The following is a 16,714-nucleotide window of genomic DNA, read 5'->3' on the forward strand; positions in this document are numbered from 1 at the left end:
TTATCGACTTTTCCGTTTGCATAAACAACATATAGAATGCAGGGTTAACCATCTTTACTGTAAATTTTGGCGACGAATTAACCCGTTAAAGTATTAAATTTGATCTGTAATCGCCATGGCTTGGGGCTGTGCTATGTAATAGCCTTGCAATCCATCAACTAAGAGTTTTTCGAGGGTGAGTTTTTCTTCTTGGCGTTCGACGCTGGTCGCAATAACCCGAATGCCTATCCGCCTTGCAACATCCACCATCATACGGACGAAGAATTTATTATTGCTGTCTTCATCAATGTTCGATGTGTAGCTGCCATCAAGCTTTATGTAGTCTGGACGCACTTCACTGAAGAATTTGAAGGACGTAAAGCTCATGCCAAAACGCTCTATCGACACCCGTGATCCAACGCTATGTATTTCGCGAACGAACTTATAGCTTGCCCCTAAGTTAGACTGCATACCTGACTCATTGATCTCAAATACTAAGCGCGAGGCGATGTATTTTTGCTTGCCTAAAATGTCCTTTAGCCAAGCGACAAACATATCTTGATGCGCAGAAAATGCGCTGATATTGATGCCAAAGTTACCCGAAATGGTCGGGTTTTCCTTAAGCATTCTTAATGCACTGATCACCACCAGTTTATCTAATTCAGAACTCATACCGTGACGTTCGGCCATAGCGATCACTGTGGTGGTGGGTAAGAACTTGCCTTCGCTATTGTAAAAGCGCGCCAACAACTCACGGTAAACCTCTACATCAGTTCGGCACGGCTGAATTGGCTGTTGGTAGAATTTTAATGCTTGGCGAGTGACTAAATCATTGATCGCCATTTTCCAGCGATCATCACCAAACTGCTCGTCACCATTGAGTTTTTCTTGGATATGATAGCTATTCGGTCCAAGGGTCTGCGCTATGCTGACTGCGGTATCCGCAATCGTCAGCAAATTAACCGCATCGGTACCTTGGTGATAGGGGACTAAACCGATATGGGCAACAGATTCCGCTTTTGTCATCTGCAAATATTCATCGAGATAAATTTTTAATTGGTCTAAAAATTTTGGAGCATCCTTCAGCATGACATCAGGAATAAAGATGGCAAAATCAGCGCTCGATACCCTGAAACATTCTGCGTCTGAATACTTACTACAGGCTTTGCGGATACAATTTGCCACCCTTGAAAGATAATCATCCCCCGCAGTTCGCCCTTGTTTTTGATTGATTTGCGCAAGCTCTGTCGCCTTAACCATTGCCATCAGCCCCAATTGAGGAATATCGGGATTACTTATGGTTTCTAATTTTTGGGTAAAGCGCTGGCGACTACCAAAACCCGTCACTGTGTCTTGATAGGCTGCTTTATGCAGCTTTTCATTCTCTTGATTGAGTTTATCGATTTGGGCTTTAAGTTGAAGACGACACTCTTCAAGGGATATTCCAATGGGGTTGAGCTCACCTGTGAGTTTTGATGATGCGACAGCAGAAAACCCTAACTCAGGTATTTTTGAAATATAATCAGCAGCATAATGTATCGCCGCCCTATGTTTTGACATTAACAGAATAAACACTAACAGCAAGATAAGGTAAGCCACCAGTAACATGACACCGAGCTTTTGAGTATGACTAATCGAAGTTTCAATCGCTTGGTTTGCACTGAGTTTGACTTGTAAACGACCGGTTGCCAATTTTTGTGTATGACTGAGCTCGATAGAAAATAAACGGGCTAAAGGATGAGGATGTTGGCTGTCTAAACGACCTTCTGTATGACTCCGTTGGCCATCGGTATCATCAATATATTGGAAAAATTGGAATGGGTAATTTTCAGAAAGCTTTTTGAAGAGTTCGGCGCCATCACCTTGCCATTGTTGGTAGCGGGTTAAACTGGTTTTAAAGCTATCCAGTTCTTGCTGTTGTTGGATTTGTAATTGGCTATTTTCGCTTTGATATACCCAAGCAAAAAGACCTAAGAAAATAAGCAGTAAAAAAATTGGATATGATTTTGACATGGCCATAAAAATCCGCTCTATTTTTTTGGGTGAGCTCAAACAGGATAAGTTTAAGTCAAGAATACTTAACTGCAGCTATCTGTGTGATGACACTCATAAATTTTTATTAATAAGCTGATAACAGTGTAACTGCATTTGCTTAAAAACAAAACGGAAAAGAATAGGGTAACTAGAAGCCGGAAGAGGCAAAGGCACGGGAACAAAACGAAGAATAAATTGGCTCCCCTGACTGGACTTGAACCAGTGACATACGGATTAACAGTCCGCCGTTCTACCGACTGAACTACAGGGGAGTAGAGGGTGCGATATTGCTATCGACTTTACAGAAATAACACTTTTTAAATGGCTCCCCTGACTGGACTTGAACCAGTGACATACGGATTAACAGTCCGCCGTTCTACCGACTGAACTACAGGGGAATCGAGGTGCGATATTACTATCGACTTTTTAGCTTGCTTAAATTGGCTCCCCTGACTGGACTTGAACCAGTGACATACGGATTAACAGTCCGCCGTTCTACCGACTGAACTACAGGGGAATCATTTTAATGCTTCAGCTTGATAATGTAATTGGCTCCCCTGACTGGACTTGAACCAGTGACATACGGATTAACAGTCCGCCGTTCTACCGACTGAACTACAGGGGAATTGTTTACAACTTATCTTACTGCTTGTTCTAACTCATTTTTATCATGTGCTTAAAGTGGCTCCCCTGACTGGACTTGAACCAGTGACATACGGATTAACAGTCCGCCGTTCTACCGACTGAACTACAGGGGAATCGTTTCACACAATCGTAGCGACTCGTTGAGAACGGAGCGCATAGTAAAACGCTCTGTTGGATGAGTCAACTCGAGTTACTAAAAAAAGTGTAATTATGCTGTTAAGTGCTCATCTAATGTGCATCGTGGTGCAGAATTCGACATTTTTCGTGAAAAACCACTTAACAATTCGCAATATAGCCATAATTGAGTCCATCGTTTTTAAGCGGTGATTCTATGAAATTGAAATCATTCGCTAAATAATCGACACTGTTTTTGGTACTTGGTCGAGTACTTAAGACTCAAACCGCTCAAAAAGGATCTCAGGTGGGGTAATGTGAATTTACTCAGTTCTTTATACCGATAGAAAACGTGGGTTATCTTTTCGCCGTTAAAGTCTGTTTTTCTGTTTTAACAAGTTTGCTGTTGTTGATGGAGGTGTTAATTGAGGCTTTATCGAATTAGCGTGAGCTGTTTTTCAAATTAAGTGATGTACTTCACTATAAGTTGTGGCACCAGATGCGCTACTACAGCTCGTGTTAATTACAGTTAGTGTAACCAGTCAAATGGATTGACAATAAGTGAGAACAGCCGAGATTAGTCGAAACTAGGCGGGAGGCCTTGGTGTACAAGAGTTGTACGAGTGGTGAATTAAGTCGGAAGTGATTCACTAGGATTGATAAAAACAAAGCTGGCGCCAAAATGGTTCGCCAGCTTTGAAAAATAATCACAGTTCATCAAGATTGATAAACTCGGAACTTTTAAAGATTTAATCGAGGTTTTTACCCATCCACACGACTTTGCCAATAATTTGCAGCATTGGCAGTTCACCCGCAGAGACAATCTGAGATTTATACTCCTTGTTGTCACTGAGTATCTCTATACCGCCATCAAATAGTTTCTGTAAGCGCTTGGCGTAAAGATCGTCGCCCAGACGTAATACGAAGATACAGCCGTCTTCTAGCGTAGTCTTGCTGATATCTACCAGTAAGCTATCTCCGCTGTGTATGGCGGGCTCCATCGAATTGCCTTTGGCATAGACGACTTTAAGATTCTCGGGCTTTAAACTACGGTATTTAAGCCAGTTCTTTCTAAACGGCAGCCGTCTGCGTACACCTGTTTCATCATTAAACGCACCATGCCCAGTGCTTACCACCACGTCATAGCCTTCAATCAAGAAATACTCTTCATTGAATTGGTCTTGGTGGACGTAAACAATACCTTCCTGGGAAATTTCATCGCGTTGGCGATTCGGGTATTTAGGGCCATTGCCAGTTGCAAGCCAACGAATGCTCACGCCTGCCTCTTCTGCTATACGTATTGCTGTATCTAACTTAGGTTCTCCACCTTTGATTAGATTACGCAGGGTACCTTCAGATACGCCAATTTTAATGGCGAACTCTCTAATACTGTTTTTCCCAATTGCTTCCGAAATACGGTCAGCAAGAGTGCCGACTTCAGTTGTGGAAGTCGGATCTAAAGTTGGATCTGAATGTAAGGCTTCCGACTTCATTATTTTCCTCGAACCAAAATCTATTTAACGCTCAAGAGAGCAATAGTTATTACTTAAAAACTACCGAATAAGTAATGGTTTACTGAATATCCAACCGAAACTACATCAATCTTTTGCGCACTAAAATAACTTTAGTGCGTAATTTTCTGCGCAAAAAAGCAAAAAGCTGTTGATTTGTGCCTAACTCGGATCTATATTCGCAATACGTTACGCACTGCGTAACGTATTGTAGTTAAACTGCGTTCGTTCGCAATGCGAACGTAATCAAAATATTAGCACGGTAATTCTTATGAAGATAGAAAGCGCTCGTCATATACATGCAGCCTTGCTCGCAAATGGACAAAGCTGCCGTGCGTGGGCGATTACGCATGGATATAACCCAAGGACGGTTCAGAAGTGCGTTCAATGGTTTGCACCCAATACAGGTCGTAAACCTAAACGCTTAAAAGCCATCAAGATCATGGCTGCTTTATCTGAATACCTTGGTGTTGATTTAGTGGGAGAGCACCATGACTAAGGAATGGTTTAGCACTGTAGAAATTGCAGAGCTATTGGATGTCGGGGATAGACGCGTCCGTGATAGGGCAAAACATGAAAACTGGCAAAAGCAAAGGCGACAAGGGCTAGGTGGAGGATTTGAATATCACCTAAATAGTTTACCCCTTGAGGCTCGTCAGAAGCTGGCAAAACAGGAAGCGGAGAAGATAGCAAAATCTCCAACGTCCCTGATGCATGCGGGATCTGCTGTTGCCAAACTGCAAATCCCTGCAGTGAGTCAAACAGAAAAAGCCAAGAGCATTCAGCAGTTTATAAATCTACCTGATAAAGCGCAAAAGCGGGCTGATGCAAAGATGCTGATCGTCAATGCCAAGGCTAAATTCTGCATGCCTTACCTTGAGGTTCGCAAGCTCGTTGATGGTGAAAAAGCATTCTGCAAAGCGTATACACAGCGTTCGATTGCACTACCGGACTGGGTATTCTCAATTATTAGCAGCGTTTCTATTGTTACGATCCGCCGTTGGGAAAAGGTCTTAGCTAAAGATGGCGTTAGTGCACTCGCTGGTAAATATAAAGTTGAGCGTCCTTGTCTACTGAACGACGAGCCCGACTTAGCCGACTTCCTAAAGGGGCTGATCACCGCTAAACCGCATCTGGCGGGCAAGGCAAAGCAGCTTAAAAAACTAGCCGAGATCTATGCGATAAAAACCGACATGCCTTGGCAGATCCCAAGCATCTCCAGCATTCGCCGCTGGGTGAATAAATGGATAAGTCAGAATCAAGCGGCTTTTACATTCACCACAAACCCTAAAAAATTCAACGATAAATACCGCACTGCGGTTGAGCAAACCTATCCATGGATGGCTGCGCCAAACGATGTATGGGAATTTGACTCAACCCCAGTCGATGCCATGTTGAAAGAAGGGCGACACACCATTATTGCGGTGATCGACTGCTTCACACGTCGCGTCAAACTGCTTGTTTCGCCCACTTCATCAAGTGAAGGCATTTGCCTTTTAATGCGTAAAACCTTGCTGGCTTGGGGAGTTCCAAACCAAGGCGGCTTAATGCGTACCGATAACGGTAGCGATTATGTTAGCCAGCGAACCACGAGCATCTATCACTTACTCGATTTAGAACAAAGCCGAGCTAATCCATACTCAGGTTGGGAAAAGCCCTTTATCGAACGTTTCTTTAAGACACTCAGCCATGATCTTATTGAGTTACTACCAGGCTACATTGGCCATAACGTCAATGATCGCGAGGCTATCGAGGCTCGCAAAGAATTTGCGGTACGCCTTAAAGAGCGCAACAAGAAAGAGAACGAAAAGGCTGATTACGATCTCCGTATGACGCAACCGGAATTACAGCAACTTCTTGATAATTGGGTAGATGCCTATTATCACCTCCGCGCACACGATGGCCTAAAGGGTAAAACACCCAATGAAGTCTATCGCGCAGCTCAATATCAAGTGCGGGCGGTCGAACATCCTGAAGCCTTAGATCTCCTGCTTAACCACGTTGGCGAGTACACCATCCTTAAAGGCTTTATTAAAGCGGGAGGATTGCGTTATACGGCACCGGAAATGTTGGAGCATGAGTGGAAAGGGCAACGAGTTCGAGTATTTCTCGATCCAACGGATGTCGCTCGTGCGTTTATTTACCCGATCAATAATTGGGAAACACGAATTGAAGCGGTTGATAGCCGTCTTTTAGGTCAAGAGATCAGCCCTGCGGCTTATCGTCAAACCAAAAAAGAAGAAGCCAAGTCACTGCGTAGTTTCAGGGCCGAAATGAAGCAACTCGCTAAAACGTTCAACATAGGCGAGATCCATCAAACCGTCATTGAACACTATGCCAAGCAGGCTAAGTCACTAGTCGAGTTTCCAACCCAGCCAATAGCCCACCAAAACCCCAGCTTAATGGCATTAACTGAGGCTGCAGAGCAGCTCGTTAAAACTAATAAGCCTGCTTATAGCGACCAACAAATTGAGCATTTACGCCAGAAGCGTAAAGCGATTGAAGAACGTAAAAACACCATTAATCAACAGCATGCAACCTTAGTGCGTAATGAGCACGAAAAGGCACGTTTGCTTGCCGCTGAATCTCTCAACCGTGAATTAACGCCAAAGGAGGATGCATTCCTAAAGGATTACAAAAAGCACAACAAGTTAGGGGCAAAACGCATTGATGAAATCATGGGCCATAAGCGCAGAGCGACCAACTGAGCACTTATGACCCATAACGGCCATGAAGGCCATAAAACTAAAGCAAATGGAGTATACAAAATGAAAGCAGTGATCGCACCTGTAAAAAATGTTCTGACAGCCCAAGACGCCTTCGACAACCTTTGTACCCGAGGTATAGGTGTACCAGGTCTCGGTTTGTACCACGGCCCAAGTGGCTTTGGTAAAACAACTGCAACTACGTATCTGTTTAACCAAGTGAACGGTATCTATGTTCGAGCCATGGCCACAGACAGTGCCAGTACGCTAATGAACCGCATTGTCGGCGAACTCGGATCGAGTGGTATGTGGCGCATCAATAAGATGGTCGATTTCACTATCGAGCAAATGAGCATGTACGAACGCCCACTGTTTATTGATGAAGCCGACTACCTGATGTCGGACGTTCGTATGCTTGAAACGGTGCGTGATCTCTACGACAACACAGAAGTCCCTGTGATCCTCATTGGTATGGACCAAATCGCCCGCCGTATCAGTACACGCAAACAGTTCTTTAACCGTATTTCAGAGTGGGTTGAGTTTCGGCCAGCCGACTTAGATGACGTCATGGTGATGGCCGATTCCCTCTTAGACAACGACATCAAAGTCGAACCAGAACTCCTTGATGAACTGCGTAAAGCCAGCAGTGGTGAGGCTCGTCGCATTGTCATTGGCCTTAATCAAATCGAACGTCTCGCCAAAATGAACGAACTTGATTACGTCACAGCAGAACACTGGGGGGCACAGCCATTCCATGGTGTTCGACGTCCAAGCCTTGTGGGTTAAGCGTTATGGCACAAGTCAAACGCTCAACCCCGTTAAGGCACAGCGCATGGTTGTTTATGTGTTGTTGTCGCAATCGAAAAGTCAGCTTTAGTGCTGAACAAGTTGCCGATGCATCGGGAATGCCTAAGTGTCTCGCGAATCGCTTTTTGCGTGATTTGTATCGAGAAGGGCGCTTAACACTCGAATGGAAAGGGCGTACAGGGCTGACGAACCGCTATTGGTTAAACGATGACAGCCCGTTAAAGCGCCTGTCTCAGTTCGCCAAGATTAAAGCGAATCAGCGGATCTGGAACAGCTGCCGCATCATGCGCAATTTCTCCATTGAAGAAATCATGGTCACAGCTAGGGTGGCGCGCTCAACGGTAAAGCGTTACCTCAATGCCCTGCAACGGGCAGGCTTGATCCGCATCAGAGCTATCGAAGAGGAAATGATCATTTATCACCTCAACGTTGACTGTGGCGCTTTAGCGCCAGAGCTAATCGATGACGGTATTTATGCACCAACCAAATCGAAGTTTTATCCCTATAGGGAGGCGCTATGAACAAGGACAATTGGTTCCAAGTGCTTGAGTTAAAAGTCAGTGAGAGCAGCCAAGCGCAGATTGCCAGAGAGCTAGGTGTCAGTCCGACCATGCTTAATCAGGTCCTGCTGAACAAATACAAAGGCAATATCGACACCATTAAAAATCGTGTCGAAGGGCGCTACTTACGTCACCACGTACAGTGCCCCGTTGCAGGACAAATCAGCGTTGATACCTGCAAAGACAATCAAGAACGGCCTTTTAGCTCTACCAACCCACAACGCGTCCGGCTCTATCGCGCCTGTCGCGGTGGCTGCCCACATTCGCAGTTAAAGCAGTCGGCAGTAACACAGAGGATCGATGTGCAATCCGCGACAGACAGTCGTTACAACGTAGAGGAACAGCTCGCGTTCTGTCGCCGACTCGCCCAGGGCGATCAACTACAGCATATCGAACTACTCGAAAGGGAATTGCAAAAGGTGGCTAACCGCCTAAATAGCGCCCTTTGGGATAACAAATGGAAAGGTAAATAACATGCAAACAAAAGCTATCAATGTGATTGCCGCCTTAAGGCTTCGTGGGATGAAGGTCGTTAGCCAGCATCGCGGTGTTATCCAAATTGACGTTCCAAGCCGTGATTTTAAACGCATGGCAGTTGAGATTATCGAGAACATAAAAGGCATTCGTCGCCGTTGTATGGCGGTGCAATTTCATGGCGTGACAGTGCGTTGGAATGAGGACAAATAAGATGAACATACAAGAACAAACCCACAACCAAGCCGCTATTCCGCAGGGCTACCGCAAAAACGCGGTAGGCGATTTGGTTCATGAAGATCGTATTAAGGCCGTGGACAAACTGCGCGATGAAGTCGTGCTGGCTATTGTCGGTTCTGCTAAAGAGCTGCGTGAACAGATGCTTAATTTCAAACTGATGACTATGGCGCAAATTGATGGTTTTGCCGAACTATCGGCCAGTGAATATGGCGTTAAGGTTGGTGGTAGTAAGGGCAATATTTTACTTACTAGCTTTGATGGCAAGTACCAAGTACGCCGTGCTGTAGGTGAACACCGCGTATTTGATGAACGCATTCAAACCGCTAAAACCTTGATTGATGATTGCATTAAAAGCTGGAGCGGTGGCGCGGATACCCGCCTGATGGCGATGGTTGAACATGCGTTTCGGGTAAACCAGCAAGGTCGAATCGACGTTAACCAGGTGCTCAGTCTGCGCCAGCTGGATATCGACGATGCCAACTGGAAACGGGCCATGGACGCTATAGCCGACGCGATTCAAATCACAGGCACTAGTCAGTACCTGCGCTTATATGAGCGTCAGCCTAATGGCAAATACACCCAACTACCACTGGATATCAGCACCCTTTAGGGTGGGCAAGGAGCACATCATGACACTCAGCACACAATCGGGCATTCAACACCTATTCGATGACAACCAAGCCGCACTCGATCGGGTGGCGTTTCAATTACGCCAAGCAACCTTACTTGAAGCCAGCTTTGACAATCTGCGCAGCGAACTCAGTGGCCTAGCGGCGGAAAGGCCGCATTACTGCTTGATGATGGGCGCCGCGCTGCTCAATGCGCTTAAAGAGTTAAGCAAAGAGTTTGCGGGCGAACGCCGCGCTGTGATCGCCTTTTTTATGGAGAAATCACTCAATAATTTGGATCTGCTGGAGCCAAAGCCAGTAATGCGTTAACCCTGCGAAACCCGCTCCATAGCTTGGAGCGAGGTCTGTCTAATGTAGTGATTAGGCACTGATGAGCAGCTAACCAAAGAGTAAAGATGAATGACACCCTATGCTAAACGCTTACTCAAATATGCCATTGCGAACTGCCCAGTTAGGCCCGTTCGTAAGGGGAAAACTAAGGCAGAACTGCTCGCCGATCGTGAGCTTTGGGCTGTTAACTTTTTAAATGCAGCAACACCGAATTGGCAGCAGCTTAAGAGTCAGCCTAAAGCCATCAAGATAGTATCCAGTGCGACAACCGATGAGGATGACGAATGTTAGAAACTAATCAAAAAGCCCCTGTGCAGACTAATGCGCAGGCGCACACAGTCGCTCAACACAAGAAGCGCCTGATCACTTTAATCAATGTGGCTAAGGGATCATTGCTGCTCGATGAAGTCATCTACCGCGCCATGCTGAAAAATGCCACGGGTAAAGATTCCTTGCGGGCAATGAACTTGCCAGAGCTTGAACAGGCGCTAGAAGTGTTTAAACAAAAGGGCTTTAAACCAACTGTAACCAATAAAAAAACAGCGGTTAAACGCCGTTTAAGTCCTGCTGCGGGTAAAAGTAAATTGGCCAGCATAGATAAAATACGTGCCATTTGGATCACCATGGGCCATCACTTAGTTATCCAGGATAACAGTGAGTCAGCGCTCGATGCCTATGTGCGTCGCATGACGCTACGTAGTAAAAGTGAAGGCGTGGATGCCACCGCTTGGATGACAGAACAGCAAGCCTACAAAGTATTAGAAAGCCTGAAAAACTGGCATAAGCGCGTACTTATCGAGCGCATTATTGTCCGTGGTGAGCGGCTAAAGATGAATGAAGCAGGTACACGCCCCGCAAACTATGAAGTGATCGTCACGCAATACGAGGGGCATGGTCATGAGTAAGAACAGTCTAAACGCGGTTAGCATTCCCGAAAACCAGTTGGATTTATTGTCCACCAGCGCCGCCGAGCTGGAACAAGCCCTCGAAACCTTAGCCACGCTTAAGCCCGATGAACGTGAGGACTTCATTCGCCGCTGGCCCTCAACCTTGCAAAGCTTGTGCGATGTGATGCGCCAAACCCTAAAGCAATACGATATTAATAACGCGGATAATGTCAGCGAAGCCTTAGCCACTAGTCTAAGCGCCTATCTCGGTGGGCGCGATATCTACATTCCCAATGGTGAGCGCCTCAAGGATGCGCTGCGGGATATCCGCATTTGGCGCGAGTTTAAGGGCAATAACCTAGAGCAGTTAAGCCGCGACTATGGACTCACCGAGCGCCGGATCAGCCAGATAGTGGCAGAGCAAAGGGCAGCATTTGTGGCGAGGAAGCAGAGGAGATTGTTTTAATACTAAAATGATAGCTGTGTTTGAAGGTCTAATTATTATCAGTCTATGCTTGTTCTTTAGCAGACCATGAAGCCGCATAACTGCTTTTAATTTTACGACATCATAGTTAATCGTGTGCAGGTTAGTATATGCTCTCATCCTAAATGCATCAACGTGCCATTCTTGGTATATCTTCATTGCACTGCCAAGTGTTCTATAACTAGAAACCGGTATTTAGTTGTCTAAAATAGAGTTCTGATATGCTGATGAATCATATGATAATTTATGTTGTTCAGGTATTATTCAATGAATGATTTTTTACTGGCTCTTAAAATGACAGCTGATATTTTTGAACCGTTTCTTACCTTTTTTGGTGATTTATTCGATATTTTTACATTTAAACATTTGGGAATTGAACTAGTATCGAATTATATGAGTGTTGTGAGTGATACCTTCACATTGATTGTTGGGTTTGTAGCAATAGGTATTCCGTTGGCAATACAAATAGCAGGTCAAGTTACAGAAAAGTACGATAGCTCACTCTTGGCAAAGAGGCTTACTCAAGGTGCATTTGTCAATCCAATATCTCTGATTTTAATATCAACCCTCCATATTTTCATAAGCATATTTTATAAAACTACATTTGTTGAAGGTAGTTCCAAGCTATCACTAGGAGTAGGAACGGAAGTTGTAAGACTTTTATGCTTTACTTTTTTCTTAACTATGGTTACTGCGGCATGGTTCTTTATCAGGTTGTACATTCGTACACTGGCTCAGACAGAAGACTATATTAGAGATTTCTTAATGCTAAATAAGCCGCTGTTCTTGAGGTGGGGCATTAAGTTAGAAGTTTTATCTAAAAATAACTCTTACTTTACTTGGGTGCAAAAATTAGATATTGAAGGGCGTTTTTACTTTTCAAGGCTTTCTGCATCTAAGTTGAGGTATATTAGTGCTGGATTGGAAGTTCTTATTGAGCAGCTTAAAAATAAAAGTTGGGATAGCAATTTTGTTGGGATTTTATTTCTTTTTCATAAGAAAATGGTCAAGACATTTTTTGGAGAAAAGCAATCTATTACACCTTTGTCAAAAACTGATGTTAAATTTATTAAATTATACTGGGATGCTTTAGTTAGGATCGTAAGAGTTTCTAGAGAAGCTGGCGATGCTAAACTATCATTTCACTCCCAAAGGCTATTGGCAACAATGATTTCTCATATTGTTCACCACCCTCAATATGAAACTCTAGTTGCAGAATCATACACTTCAAACTCTGATGATAAAATAAATTGGTCGTCAGATTTGTACGAGATTGCTCGCTGGCAAGGATATCAATCGGGAAGAGGCATAGATTTAGTAATTGAATGTGAGTGGTTTCGTGAAGTTTTTGGTTGGTCTAGTCACGTTGATTTTATACTTAATAAAACTGGAATTATTACAGCGATCCAATCAGTTGTGGATATTTTTCATTTAATAGCTAGCGAGCACCCTCATAAAGTTATTACATTATATAAAAATGTTGCAGAAAATTTGCAGGGTGATTTACATACAAAGTACGTGCAATACTTGCCACAAGGTCGTGATAAATTATGGCTTTTGGATTATTGGAGAGACTTCAATTCAGTTAGGTATACTATTAATAACTTGGATGTTTTAAAAGATAAAGTTAAATCGCTTTCAGATGGGGTCGCTTATTCAAAGTATGGAAAATTTTTATTATCAACACCATTAACTAATGAGGAGGTTATCTTAGCTGAGAGAGCGATTTATAGTACAAGCCTCAATAACGACATATTGTTGAGATATATGAAAAGTATTGGTTGTCGAATGTTGGCTGGACTTGCCTTTAACGAGCGATGGCAGGAGTTGTATGATTGTCTGGAGTGGAAGCAGCCACGTGAATCTAATGCTTGCTATTTAGGTGAGTCTTTGTTTGCTAGTAGTGTCCCTGAAGTTTTAGATTTGATTCTCGCAGATTATGATAACATTATTAATAATTATAGGTTTCATGATAGATATGAACTTTCACCTTTTGCTTTCAGAGCTTTTTTGTATCAACTTTGTTATTTTAATGGGCGAGGGGCTGAGGTAGGATTACTTTATAATAGTGGGGATTATAATGATTCTTTACTACAAAAAAAGATACTCAGTAAGCTGCTAGAACAAGAAGTAAATGTGAAGTTAGTTGGCTTTAGTCAAGAGGTGTTAACTTCAGTTATAGGTGATATAAATAGTTCTATTAATGCTATTGATGAGCGCATGTTACGAGATGAGTGCAATAAACCTATAGGACATTCTAATTGGTTTGTTCTAAAGGATAGTATTGTAAAAGGGTGGGAAGAATATTCTGATATTTCAGGGCTTTTCAATATGCGCTATGAGACATGTGTTTTGAGTAAGGATGCCTGTGTATTGAAGCATAAACTAGAGCGGAAACAGCTCATGACTTCTGATCATTTAGAGTATTATGGTTATCACTTTGGCTATGATTCAGCACGTAATTTTTTAAATCAACTTTATAGTCAGTTTATGAATATTGCTAAGAAAGGGACTTTTGCAGAAATATATATAGATCAAGTAGTTGTTTTTTCATCCCAAGAAAGTCTAGTTAGCCTTGGTTTTAAAAAAGGTGAAAAAAACATTTGGGTACATGAAAAATGTGCAAGGTCTTATGGTTACATAGCTAAATCGGAAGAGGTTTTAGTCGTTGACAATAAGAGTGTTGAAATAAAAATGACATTAAACCCACTTTGGTCTGAGTTTAATAGCACAGTTTTTTCTTATTTTATTGATAATAATGAAGTTGAGGTAGAGCTGAAAGTAGAGGTTTTCTATGAGATTGCTCTTAAAAATGATAGTGGAGTATTAGTTATATAGTGTCAGCTAATTGATAGTCCCGAAACCTTTCCAATCCGCTGCAAAAACTTAAGCCGAGACAATGAACCTATGTTCACTGTCTCGGTTTTTTTATGGCCTTTGTCACCCACAACAACTATCGCAGCGGCGTTAACAGTATGCCGATTGCGAATGCGCAGCCCAAACGCATACAAAACCGAGTCTATCGCCAGTGCGCCAAAGACGGTTTTAATGCTCGCATCCGTGCAGAGTTAGCGGCTGATCTCACGGGCAATGGGCCAGCGCCCCTGCCTTTGTACAGTCACAGCCTTACCCGCCAAAGCTACTTTGATCAAGGCTGGCAAGCCGTCACCCATCTAGACATTTTAAAAGCGCGTAAACGAGCTAAAGCACAAGCTATGGCGGTGCCTAATGAACAGTAAACTCAAGGCGATTTTACTGGCCGCAGGCTTAAGTTCGGCGGCCATTACGGGCGCACAGCTTACCGATAAATGGGAAGGGAATAGCCTGAGCGTCTATATCGATGCGGTTGGCGTGCTGACCGCCTGTCGTGGCCATACGAGCAAAGACTTGAGGCTTGGGCAAACCTTTACCGAGCAGCAATGCATGGAGATTTTTGCCAAGGATATCGCTCGCGCAGATAAGCAGTTGCTGCAACTCACGGCCCCTGTAGCACTTACTGACGGCGAGCATGCGGCCTATCTGTCGTTTATGCATTGGGCGGGCTATGGCAATTTTGCCAGCTCAACCCTGCGTAAAAAGCTGCTTGTAGGGGATCGTGTGGGTGCCTGCAAGGAGCTAACGCAGGCCTGTTCCACCAATCCTCAAACGGGTGAGCGCGTCTGCAATGGTTGGACCTATGGCACCCGCCTAGGTGTCAAGGTGCGTCTGAATGGGCTGATTAAACGCCGCGCCGAAGAGCAAGCCATTTGCCTAAGCGAACTGGGCCTCTCGCAATCAAAGGGGGGCGCGCAATGAATCCCTCTCAAATCATTAGCACTGTGCAGTGGCTATTTTTGTCACTGGCATTAGTCACCATTGGGCTGATGTACCACCAACAGCAGAGCACTAAGAGCCTGCTCACCCAAGCGTTAACTGACAATGCTGCCCTAAAACAGAGTGCAGACACCCTAGCGGTATGGCTACAAGACGCCAACGTTGAACGCATTGCCTTAAAAGCCGAAGGCGAAACACTCGCCCTGCAGGTGCAATCCGTCGAACAGCAAAAGGCCGCACTGGCCAACCGCAATCAAGATCTTAACCACCAACTGATCCAGCTACTTGAGGACGCCCAAGATGAGCAAACACAAACATGGCGTGTGGCTAGTGTGCCTAACGATGTTGTGCGCGTGTTCGACAACGCCGCCCGCTGTGCGTTACGTGCCTATTTACAAGACCCAATATGTGTTGCCGCCCGAAGTACTGATACGCGAGTGCAACGTCACTCAGGTACCGCCAGAGGTCTTGCAGTGCCTGCAAAACCAACAAGTGGTGTGCCTTCGCAACCCACCGCTCAGCAATCAAGAGCTAGCGGGGCTAATGCTCTCGCTACTCACTGATCTTGGGCAATGCAACCTCGACTGGCAAGCCCTGCACGATTGGCGGCAACGCCATCAAATTGACCAAACAAAATAAGGAACCCCATGGACGAAACCGATTGGGCTAGCAATATGGAAACCCGCGAGCGAGCTGCCTGTGTTGATGCAGTTCGGGATGCCGCCAGGCACAAACAACACAGCACAGGCAATGGCATCTGTATTGATTGCTTAGAGCCAAATGAGCCACAGCGACTTAACGAGTTGCGCTGTATCAGTTGCCAACAGGATGAAGATAAGCGCCAGAAGATGCGCTATGGGAAGCGTTTATGATCGAATCGTTATTTGAATATTTCGGGAAGTATTGGGGCTTCATTGGCAGCGTTATTAGCGTTTTCTGTGCACTGCTGATGGCGTGGTTTAGCACGCGATTTACCCCACGGATTGAGCATGAAAAGGTGATCCAAAAGGTGGCGGAAATCGACAAGCGCCTAAGCGAAACCGAAATGCAATTGGAGTACATGCCGACCCGTGACGAACTGCATGCGCTCGATAAAACCCTCACAGGTTTAGGTGAGCGCTTTGGCGCAATGGAACAAGGCATTAGGCGCTTAGAAACCAAGACCGACATGCTTCTCGAAAACGAACTGAAAGGAGGCCATTAATGGCGATGCAGCAAATTATCAATGAGCACCAACGCCTTGTGGTGCTTCGATTACTGACCGAGGCGGGAGCCTTCGCACTCAATGAGTCCATCTTACAAGATGGCTTAAATGCCTACGGCCTCGACATTAGCCGTGATGCCTTGCTGGTGCAGCTCGCTTGGCTTAACGAGCAAGGGCTGATTAAAACCGAACTGGTTGGCAAAGTGACCACGGCAACGCTAACAGGTCGCGGCCAAGATGTGGCGACAGGTCGCGCGGTAGTGCCAGGGGTTAAACGCCCACGGGCGGGAGAGTAGCC

20 protein-coding genes, 5 tRNA genes and 1 other RNA gene are annotated in these 16,714 nt (G+C 44.7%); 19 read left to right on the plus strand and 7 right to left on the minus strand.

Features of this window, described 5'->3' with window-relative positions:
* Positions 1-93: 93 nt before the first annotated feature.
* The 7 genes from AAA952_RS09485 to AAA952_RS09515 form a co-directional block, all read right to left on the minus strand.
* Positions 94-1,998, minus strand: coding sequence for a GGDEF domain-containing protein (locus AAA952_RS09485; protein ID WP_338256427.1), 1,905 nt, complete (start codon positions 1,996-1,998; stop codon positions 94-96).
* Positions 1,999-2,209: 211 nt separating this feature from the next.
* Positions 2,210-2,285, minus strand: a tRNA-Asn gene (locus AAA952_RS09490).
* A gap of 50 nt (positions 2,286-2,335) precedes the next feature.
* A tRNA-Asn gene (locus AAA952_RS09495) sits at positions 2,336-2,411 on the minus strand.
* A 43-nt stretch (positions 2,412-2,454) separates the two neighbouring features.
* A tRNA-Asn gene (locus AAA952_RS09500) sits at positions 2,455-2,530 on the minus strand.
* 32 nt (positions 2,531-2,562) lie between these two features.
* Positions 2,563-2,638, minus strand: a tRNA-Asn gene (locus AAA952_RS09505).
* 57 nt (positions 2,639-2,695) lie between these two features.
* Positions 2,696-2,771: transfer RNA gene (locus tag AAA952_RS09510), tRNA-Asn, on the minus strand.
* Between the two features lie 750 nt (positions 2,772-3,521).
* Entirely contained in the window at positions 3,522-4,265 is a 744-nt protein-coding gene (locus tag AAA952_RS09515; protein ID WP_063884362.1) for a LexA family transcriptional regulator, read from the minus strand.
* 289 nt (positions 4,266-4,554) lie between these two features.
* On the opposite strand from AAA952_RS09515, the gene AAA952_RS09520 reads away from it, so the two are divergent.
* From AAA952_RS09520 to AAA952_RS09610, 19 genes are all read left to right on the plus strand, one after another.
* Complete coding sequence (locus tag AAA952_RS09520; protein ID WP_041411143.1) at positions 4,555-4,782, plus strand: hypothetical protein; 228 nt, start codon at positions 4,555-4,557, stop codon at positions 4,780-4,782.
* On the plus strand, positions 4,775-6,991 hold the full coding sequence (locus AAA952_RS09525) for a DNA-binding protein (RefSeq protein WP_338256432.1): 2,217 nt from the start codon (positions 4,775-4,777) through the stop codon (positions 6,989-6,991). Before AAA952_RS09520 ends, AAA952_RS09525 begins: the two co-directional genes overlap by 8 nt.
* Before the next feature lie 60 nt (positions 6,992-7,051).
* A complete protein-coding gene (locus AAA952_RS09530) occupies positions 7,052-7,774 on the plus strand; it encodes an AAA family ATPase (RefSeq protein WP_012089134.1) in 723 nt (240 codons plus the stop codon).
* A 5-nt stretch (positions 7,775-7,779) separates the two neighbouring features.
* Positions 7,780-8,316: a hypothetical protein gene (locus AAA952_RS09535; protein WP_338256435.1), complete on the plus strand. Its 537-nt coding sequence runs from the start codon at positions 7,780-7,782 to the stop codon at positions 8,314-8,316.
* Positions 8,313-8,828 (plus strand): hypothetical protein, encoded by a 516-nt coding sequence (locus AAA952_RS09540; RefSeq protein ID WP_131524989.1) that lies wholly within the window; start codon positions 8,313-8,315, stop codon positions 8,826-8,828. The genes AAA952_RS09535 and AAA952_RS09540 overlap by 4 nt, the downstream gene beginning before the upstream one ends.
* Position 8,829: 1 nt before the next feature.
* The gene (locus AAA952_RS09545) at positions 8,830-9,042 is read left to right on the plus strand and encodes a hypothetical protein (RefSeq protein ID WP_063884365.1); all 213 of its coding nucleotides are present in this window, start codon (positions 8,830-8,832) and stop codon (positions 9,040-9,042) included.
* Position 9,043: 1 nt separating this feature from the next.
* Entirely contained in the window at positions 9,044-9,679 is a 636-nt protein-coding gene (locus AAA952_RS09550) for a DUF3164 family protein (protein ID WP_338256441.1), read from the plus strand.
* A gap of 19 nt (positions 9,680-9,698) precedes the next feature.
* Positions 9,699-10,007, plus strand: coding sequence for a hypothetical protein (locus AAA952_RS09555; protein WP_338256444.1), 309 nt, complete (start codon positions 9,699-9,701; stop codon positions 10,005-10,007).
* Positions 10,008-10,009: 2 nt separating this feature from the next.
* Positions 10,010-10,082: hammerhead ribozyme type II (locus AAA952_RS09560), an RNA gene on the plus strand.
* Positions 10,083-10,097: 15 nt separating this feature from the next.
* The gene (locus AAA952_RS09565) at positions 10,098-10,319 is read left to right on the plus strand and encodes a hypothetical protein (protein ID WP_131524992.1); all 222 of its coding nucleotides are present in this window, start codon (positions 10,098-10,100) and stop codon (positions 10,317-10,319) included.
* Positions 10,313-10,933, plus strand: coding sequence for a gp16 family protein (locus AAA952_RS09570; RefSeq protein WP_338256448.1), 621 nt, complete (start codon positions 10,313-10,315; stop codon positions 10,931-10,933). Before AAA952_RS09565 ends, AAA952_RS09570 begins: the two co-directional genes overlap by 7 nt.
* A complete protein-coding gene (locus tag AAA952_RS09575; RefSeq protein WP_338256449.1) occupies positions 10,926-11,381 on the plus strand; it encodes a Mor transcription activator family protein in 456 nt (151 codons plus the stop codon). Before AAA952_RS09570 ends, AAA952_RS09575 begins: the two co-directional genes overlap by 8 nt.
* A 285-nt stretch (positions 11,382-11,666) precedes the next feature.
* On the plus strand, positions 11,667-14,237 hold the full coding sequence (locus AAA952_RS09580; protein ID WP_338256454.1) for a hypothetical protein: 2,571 nt from the start codon (positions 11,667-11,669) through the stop codon (positions 14,235-14,237).
* 92 nt (positions 14,238-14,329) lie between these two features.
* Positions 14,330-14,638: a hypothetical protein gene (locus tag AAA952_RS09585; RefSeq protein ID WP_338256455.1), complete on the plus strand. Its 309-nt coding sequence runs from the start codon at positions 14,330-14,332 to the stop codon at positions 14,636-14,638.
* Positions 14,628-15,194 (plus strand): lysozyme, encoded by a 567-nt coding sequence (locus tag AAA952_RS09590; RefSeq protein ID WP_338256457.1) that lies wholly within the window; start codon positions 14,628-14,630, stop codon positions 15,192-15,194. Before AAA952_RS09585 ends, AAA952_RS09590 begins: the two co-directional genes overlap by 11 nt.
* Positions 15,191-15,775, plus strand: coding sequence for a hypothetical protein (locus AAA952_RS09595; protein ID WP_338256459.1), 585 nt, complete (start codon positions 15,191-15,193; stop codon positions 15,773-15,775). The genes AAA952_RS09590 and AAA952_RS09595 overlap by 4 nt, the downstream gene beginning before the upstream one ends.
* 84 nt (positions 15,776-15,859) lie before the next feature.
* Positions 15,860-16,084, plus strand: a complete 225-nt coding sequence (locus AAA952_RS09600; protein WP_028760753.1) for a hypothetical protein — start codon at positions 15,860-15,862, stop codon at positions 16,082-16,084.
* Positions 16,081-16,416: a DUF2730 domain-containing protein gene (locus AAA952_RS09605; protein ID WP_076500542.1), complete on the plus strand. Its 336-nt coding sequence runs from the start codon at positions 16,081-16,083 to the stop codon at positions 16,414-16,416. Before AAA952_RS09600 ends, AAA952_RS09605 begins: the two co-directional genes overlap by 4 nt.
* Positions 16,416-16,712, plus strand: coding sequence for a VpaChn25_0724 family phage protein (locus AAA952_RS09610; protein ID WP_006087224.1), 297 nt, complete (start codon positions 16,416-16,418; stop codon positions 16,710-16,712). The genes AAA952_RS09605 and AAA952_RS09610 overlap by 1 nt, the downstream gene beginning before the upstream one ends.
* Positions 16,713-16,714 lie beyond the last annotated feature (2 nt).

Origin of the sequence: Shewanella sp. M-Br, from assembly GCF_036245925.1 — a bacterium.
Classification (GTDB): Bacteria; Pseudomonadota; Gammaproteobacteria; order Enterobacterales; family Shewanellaceae; genus Shewanella; species Shewanella oncorhynchi.

Excerpts from the sequence above, each read along its gene's own strand:
- AAA952_RS09485 (WP_338256427.1), bottom strand. The coding sequence starts at position 1,998 with ATGGCCATGTCAAAATCATATCCAATTTTTTTACTGCTTATTTTCTTA.
- AAA952_RS09515 (WP_063884362.1), bottom strand. The coding sequence starts at position 4,265 with ATGAAGTCGGAAGCCTTACATTCAGATCCAACTTTAGATCCGACTTCC.
- AAA952_RS09520 (WP_041411143.1), top strand. The coding sequence starts at position 4,555 with ATGAAGATAGAAAGCGCTCGTCATATACATGCAGCCTTGCTCGCAAAT.
- AAA952_RS09525 (WP_338256432.1), top strand. The coding sequence starts at position 4,775 with ATGACTAAGGAATGGTTTAGCACTGTAGAAATTGCAGAGCTATTGGAT.
- AAA952_RS09530 (WP_012089134.1), top strand. The coding sequence starts at position 7,052 with ATGAAAGCAGTGATCGCACCTGTAAAAAATGTTCTGACAGCCCAAGAC.
- AAA952_RS09535 (WP_338256435.1), top strand. The coding sequence starts at position 7,780 with ATGGCACAAGTCAAACGCTCAACCCCGTTAAGGCACAGCGCATGGTTG.
- AAA952_RS09540 (WP_131524989.1), top strand. The coding sequence starts at position 8,313 with ATGAACAAGGACAATTGGTTCCAAGTGCTTGAGTTAAAAGTCAGTGAG.
- AAA952_RS09545 (WP_063884365.1), top strand. The coding sequence starts at position 8,830 with ATGCAAACAAAAGCTATCAATGTGATTGCCGCCTTAAGGCTTCGTGGG.
- AAA952_RS09550 (WP_338256441.1), top strand. The coding sequence starts at position 9,044 with ATGAACATACAAGAACAAACCCACAACCAAGCCGCTATTCCGCAGGGC.
- AAA952_RS09555 (WP_338256444.1), top strand. The coding sequence starts at position 9,699 with ATGACACTCAGCACACAATCGGGCATTCAACACCTATTCGATGACAAC.
- AAA952_RS09565 (WP_131524992.1), top strand. The coding sequence starts at position 10,098 with ATGACACCCTATGCTAAACGCTTACTCAAATATGCCATTGCGAACTGC.
- AAA952_RS09570 (WP_338256448.1), top strand. The coding sequence starts at position 10,313 with ATGTTAGAAACTAATCAAAAAGCCCCTGTGCAGACTAATGCGCAGGCG.
- AAA952_RS09575 (WP_338256449.1), top strand. The coding sequence starts at position 10,926 with ATGAGTAAGAACAGTCTAAACGCGGTTAGCATTCCCGAAAACCAGTTG.
- AAA952_RS09580 (WP_338256454.1), top strand. The coding sequence starts at position 11,667 with ATGAATGATTTTTTACTGGCTCTTAAAATGACAGCTGATATTTTTGAA.
- AAA952_RS09585 (WP_338256455.1), top strand. The coding sequence starts at position 14,330 with ATGGCCTTTGTCACCCACAACAACTATCGCAGCGGCGTTAACAGTATG.
- AAA952_RS09590 (WP_338256457.1), top strand. The coding sequence starts at position 14,628 with ATGAACAGTAAACTCAAGGCGATTTTACTGGCCGCAGGCTTAAGTTCG.
- AAA952_RS09595 (WP_338256459.1), top strand. The coding sequence starts at position 15,191 with ATGAATCCCTCTCAAATCATTAGCACTGTGCAGTGGCTATTTTTGTCA.
- AAA952_RS09600 (WP_028760753.1), top strand. The coding sequence starts at position 15,860 with ATGGACGAAACCGATTGGGCTAGCAATATGGAAACCCGCGAGCGAGCT.
- AAA952_RS09605 (WP_076500542.1), top strand. The coding sequence starts at position 16,081 with ATGATCGAATCGTTATTTGAATATTTCGGGAAGTATTGGGGCTTCATT.
- AAA952_RS09610 (WP_006087224.1), top strand. The coding sequence starts at position 16,416 with ATGGCGATGCAGCAAATTATCAATGAGCACCAACGCCTTGTGGTGCTT.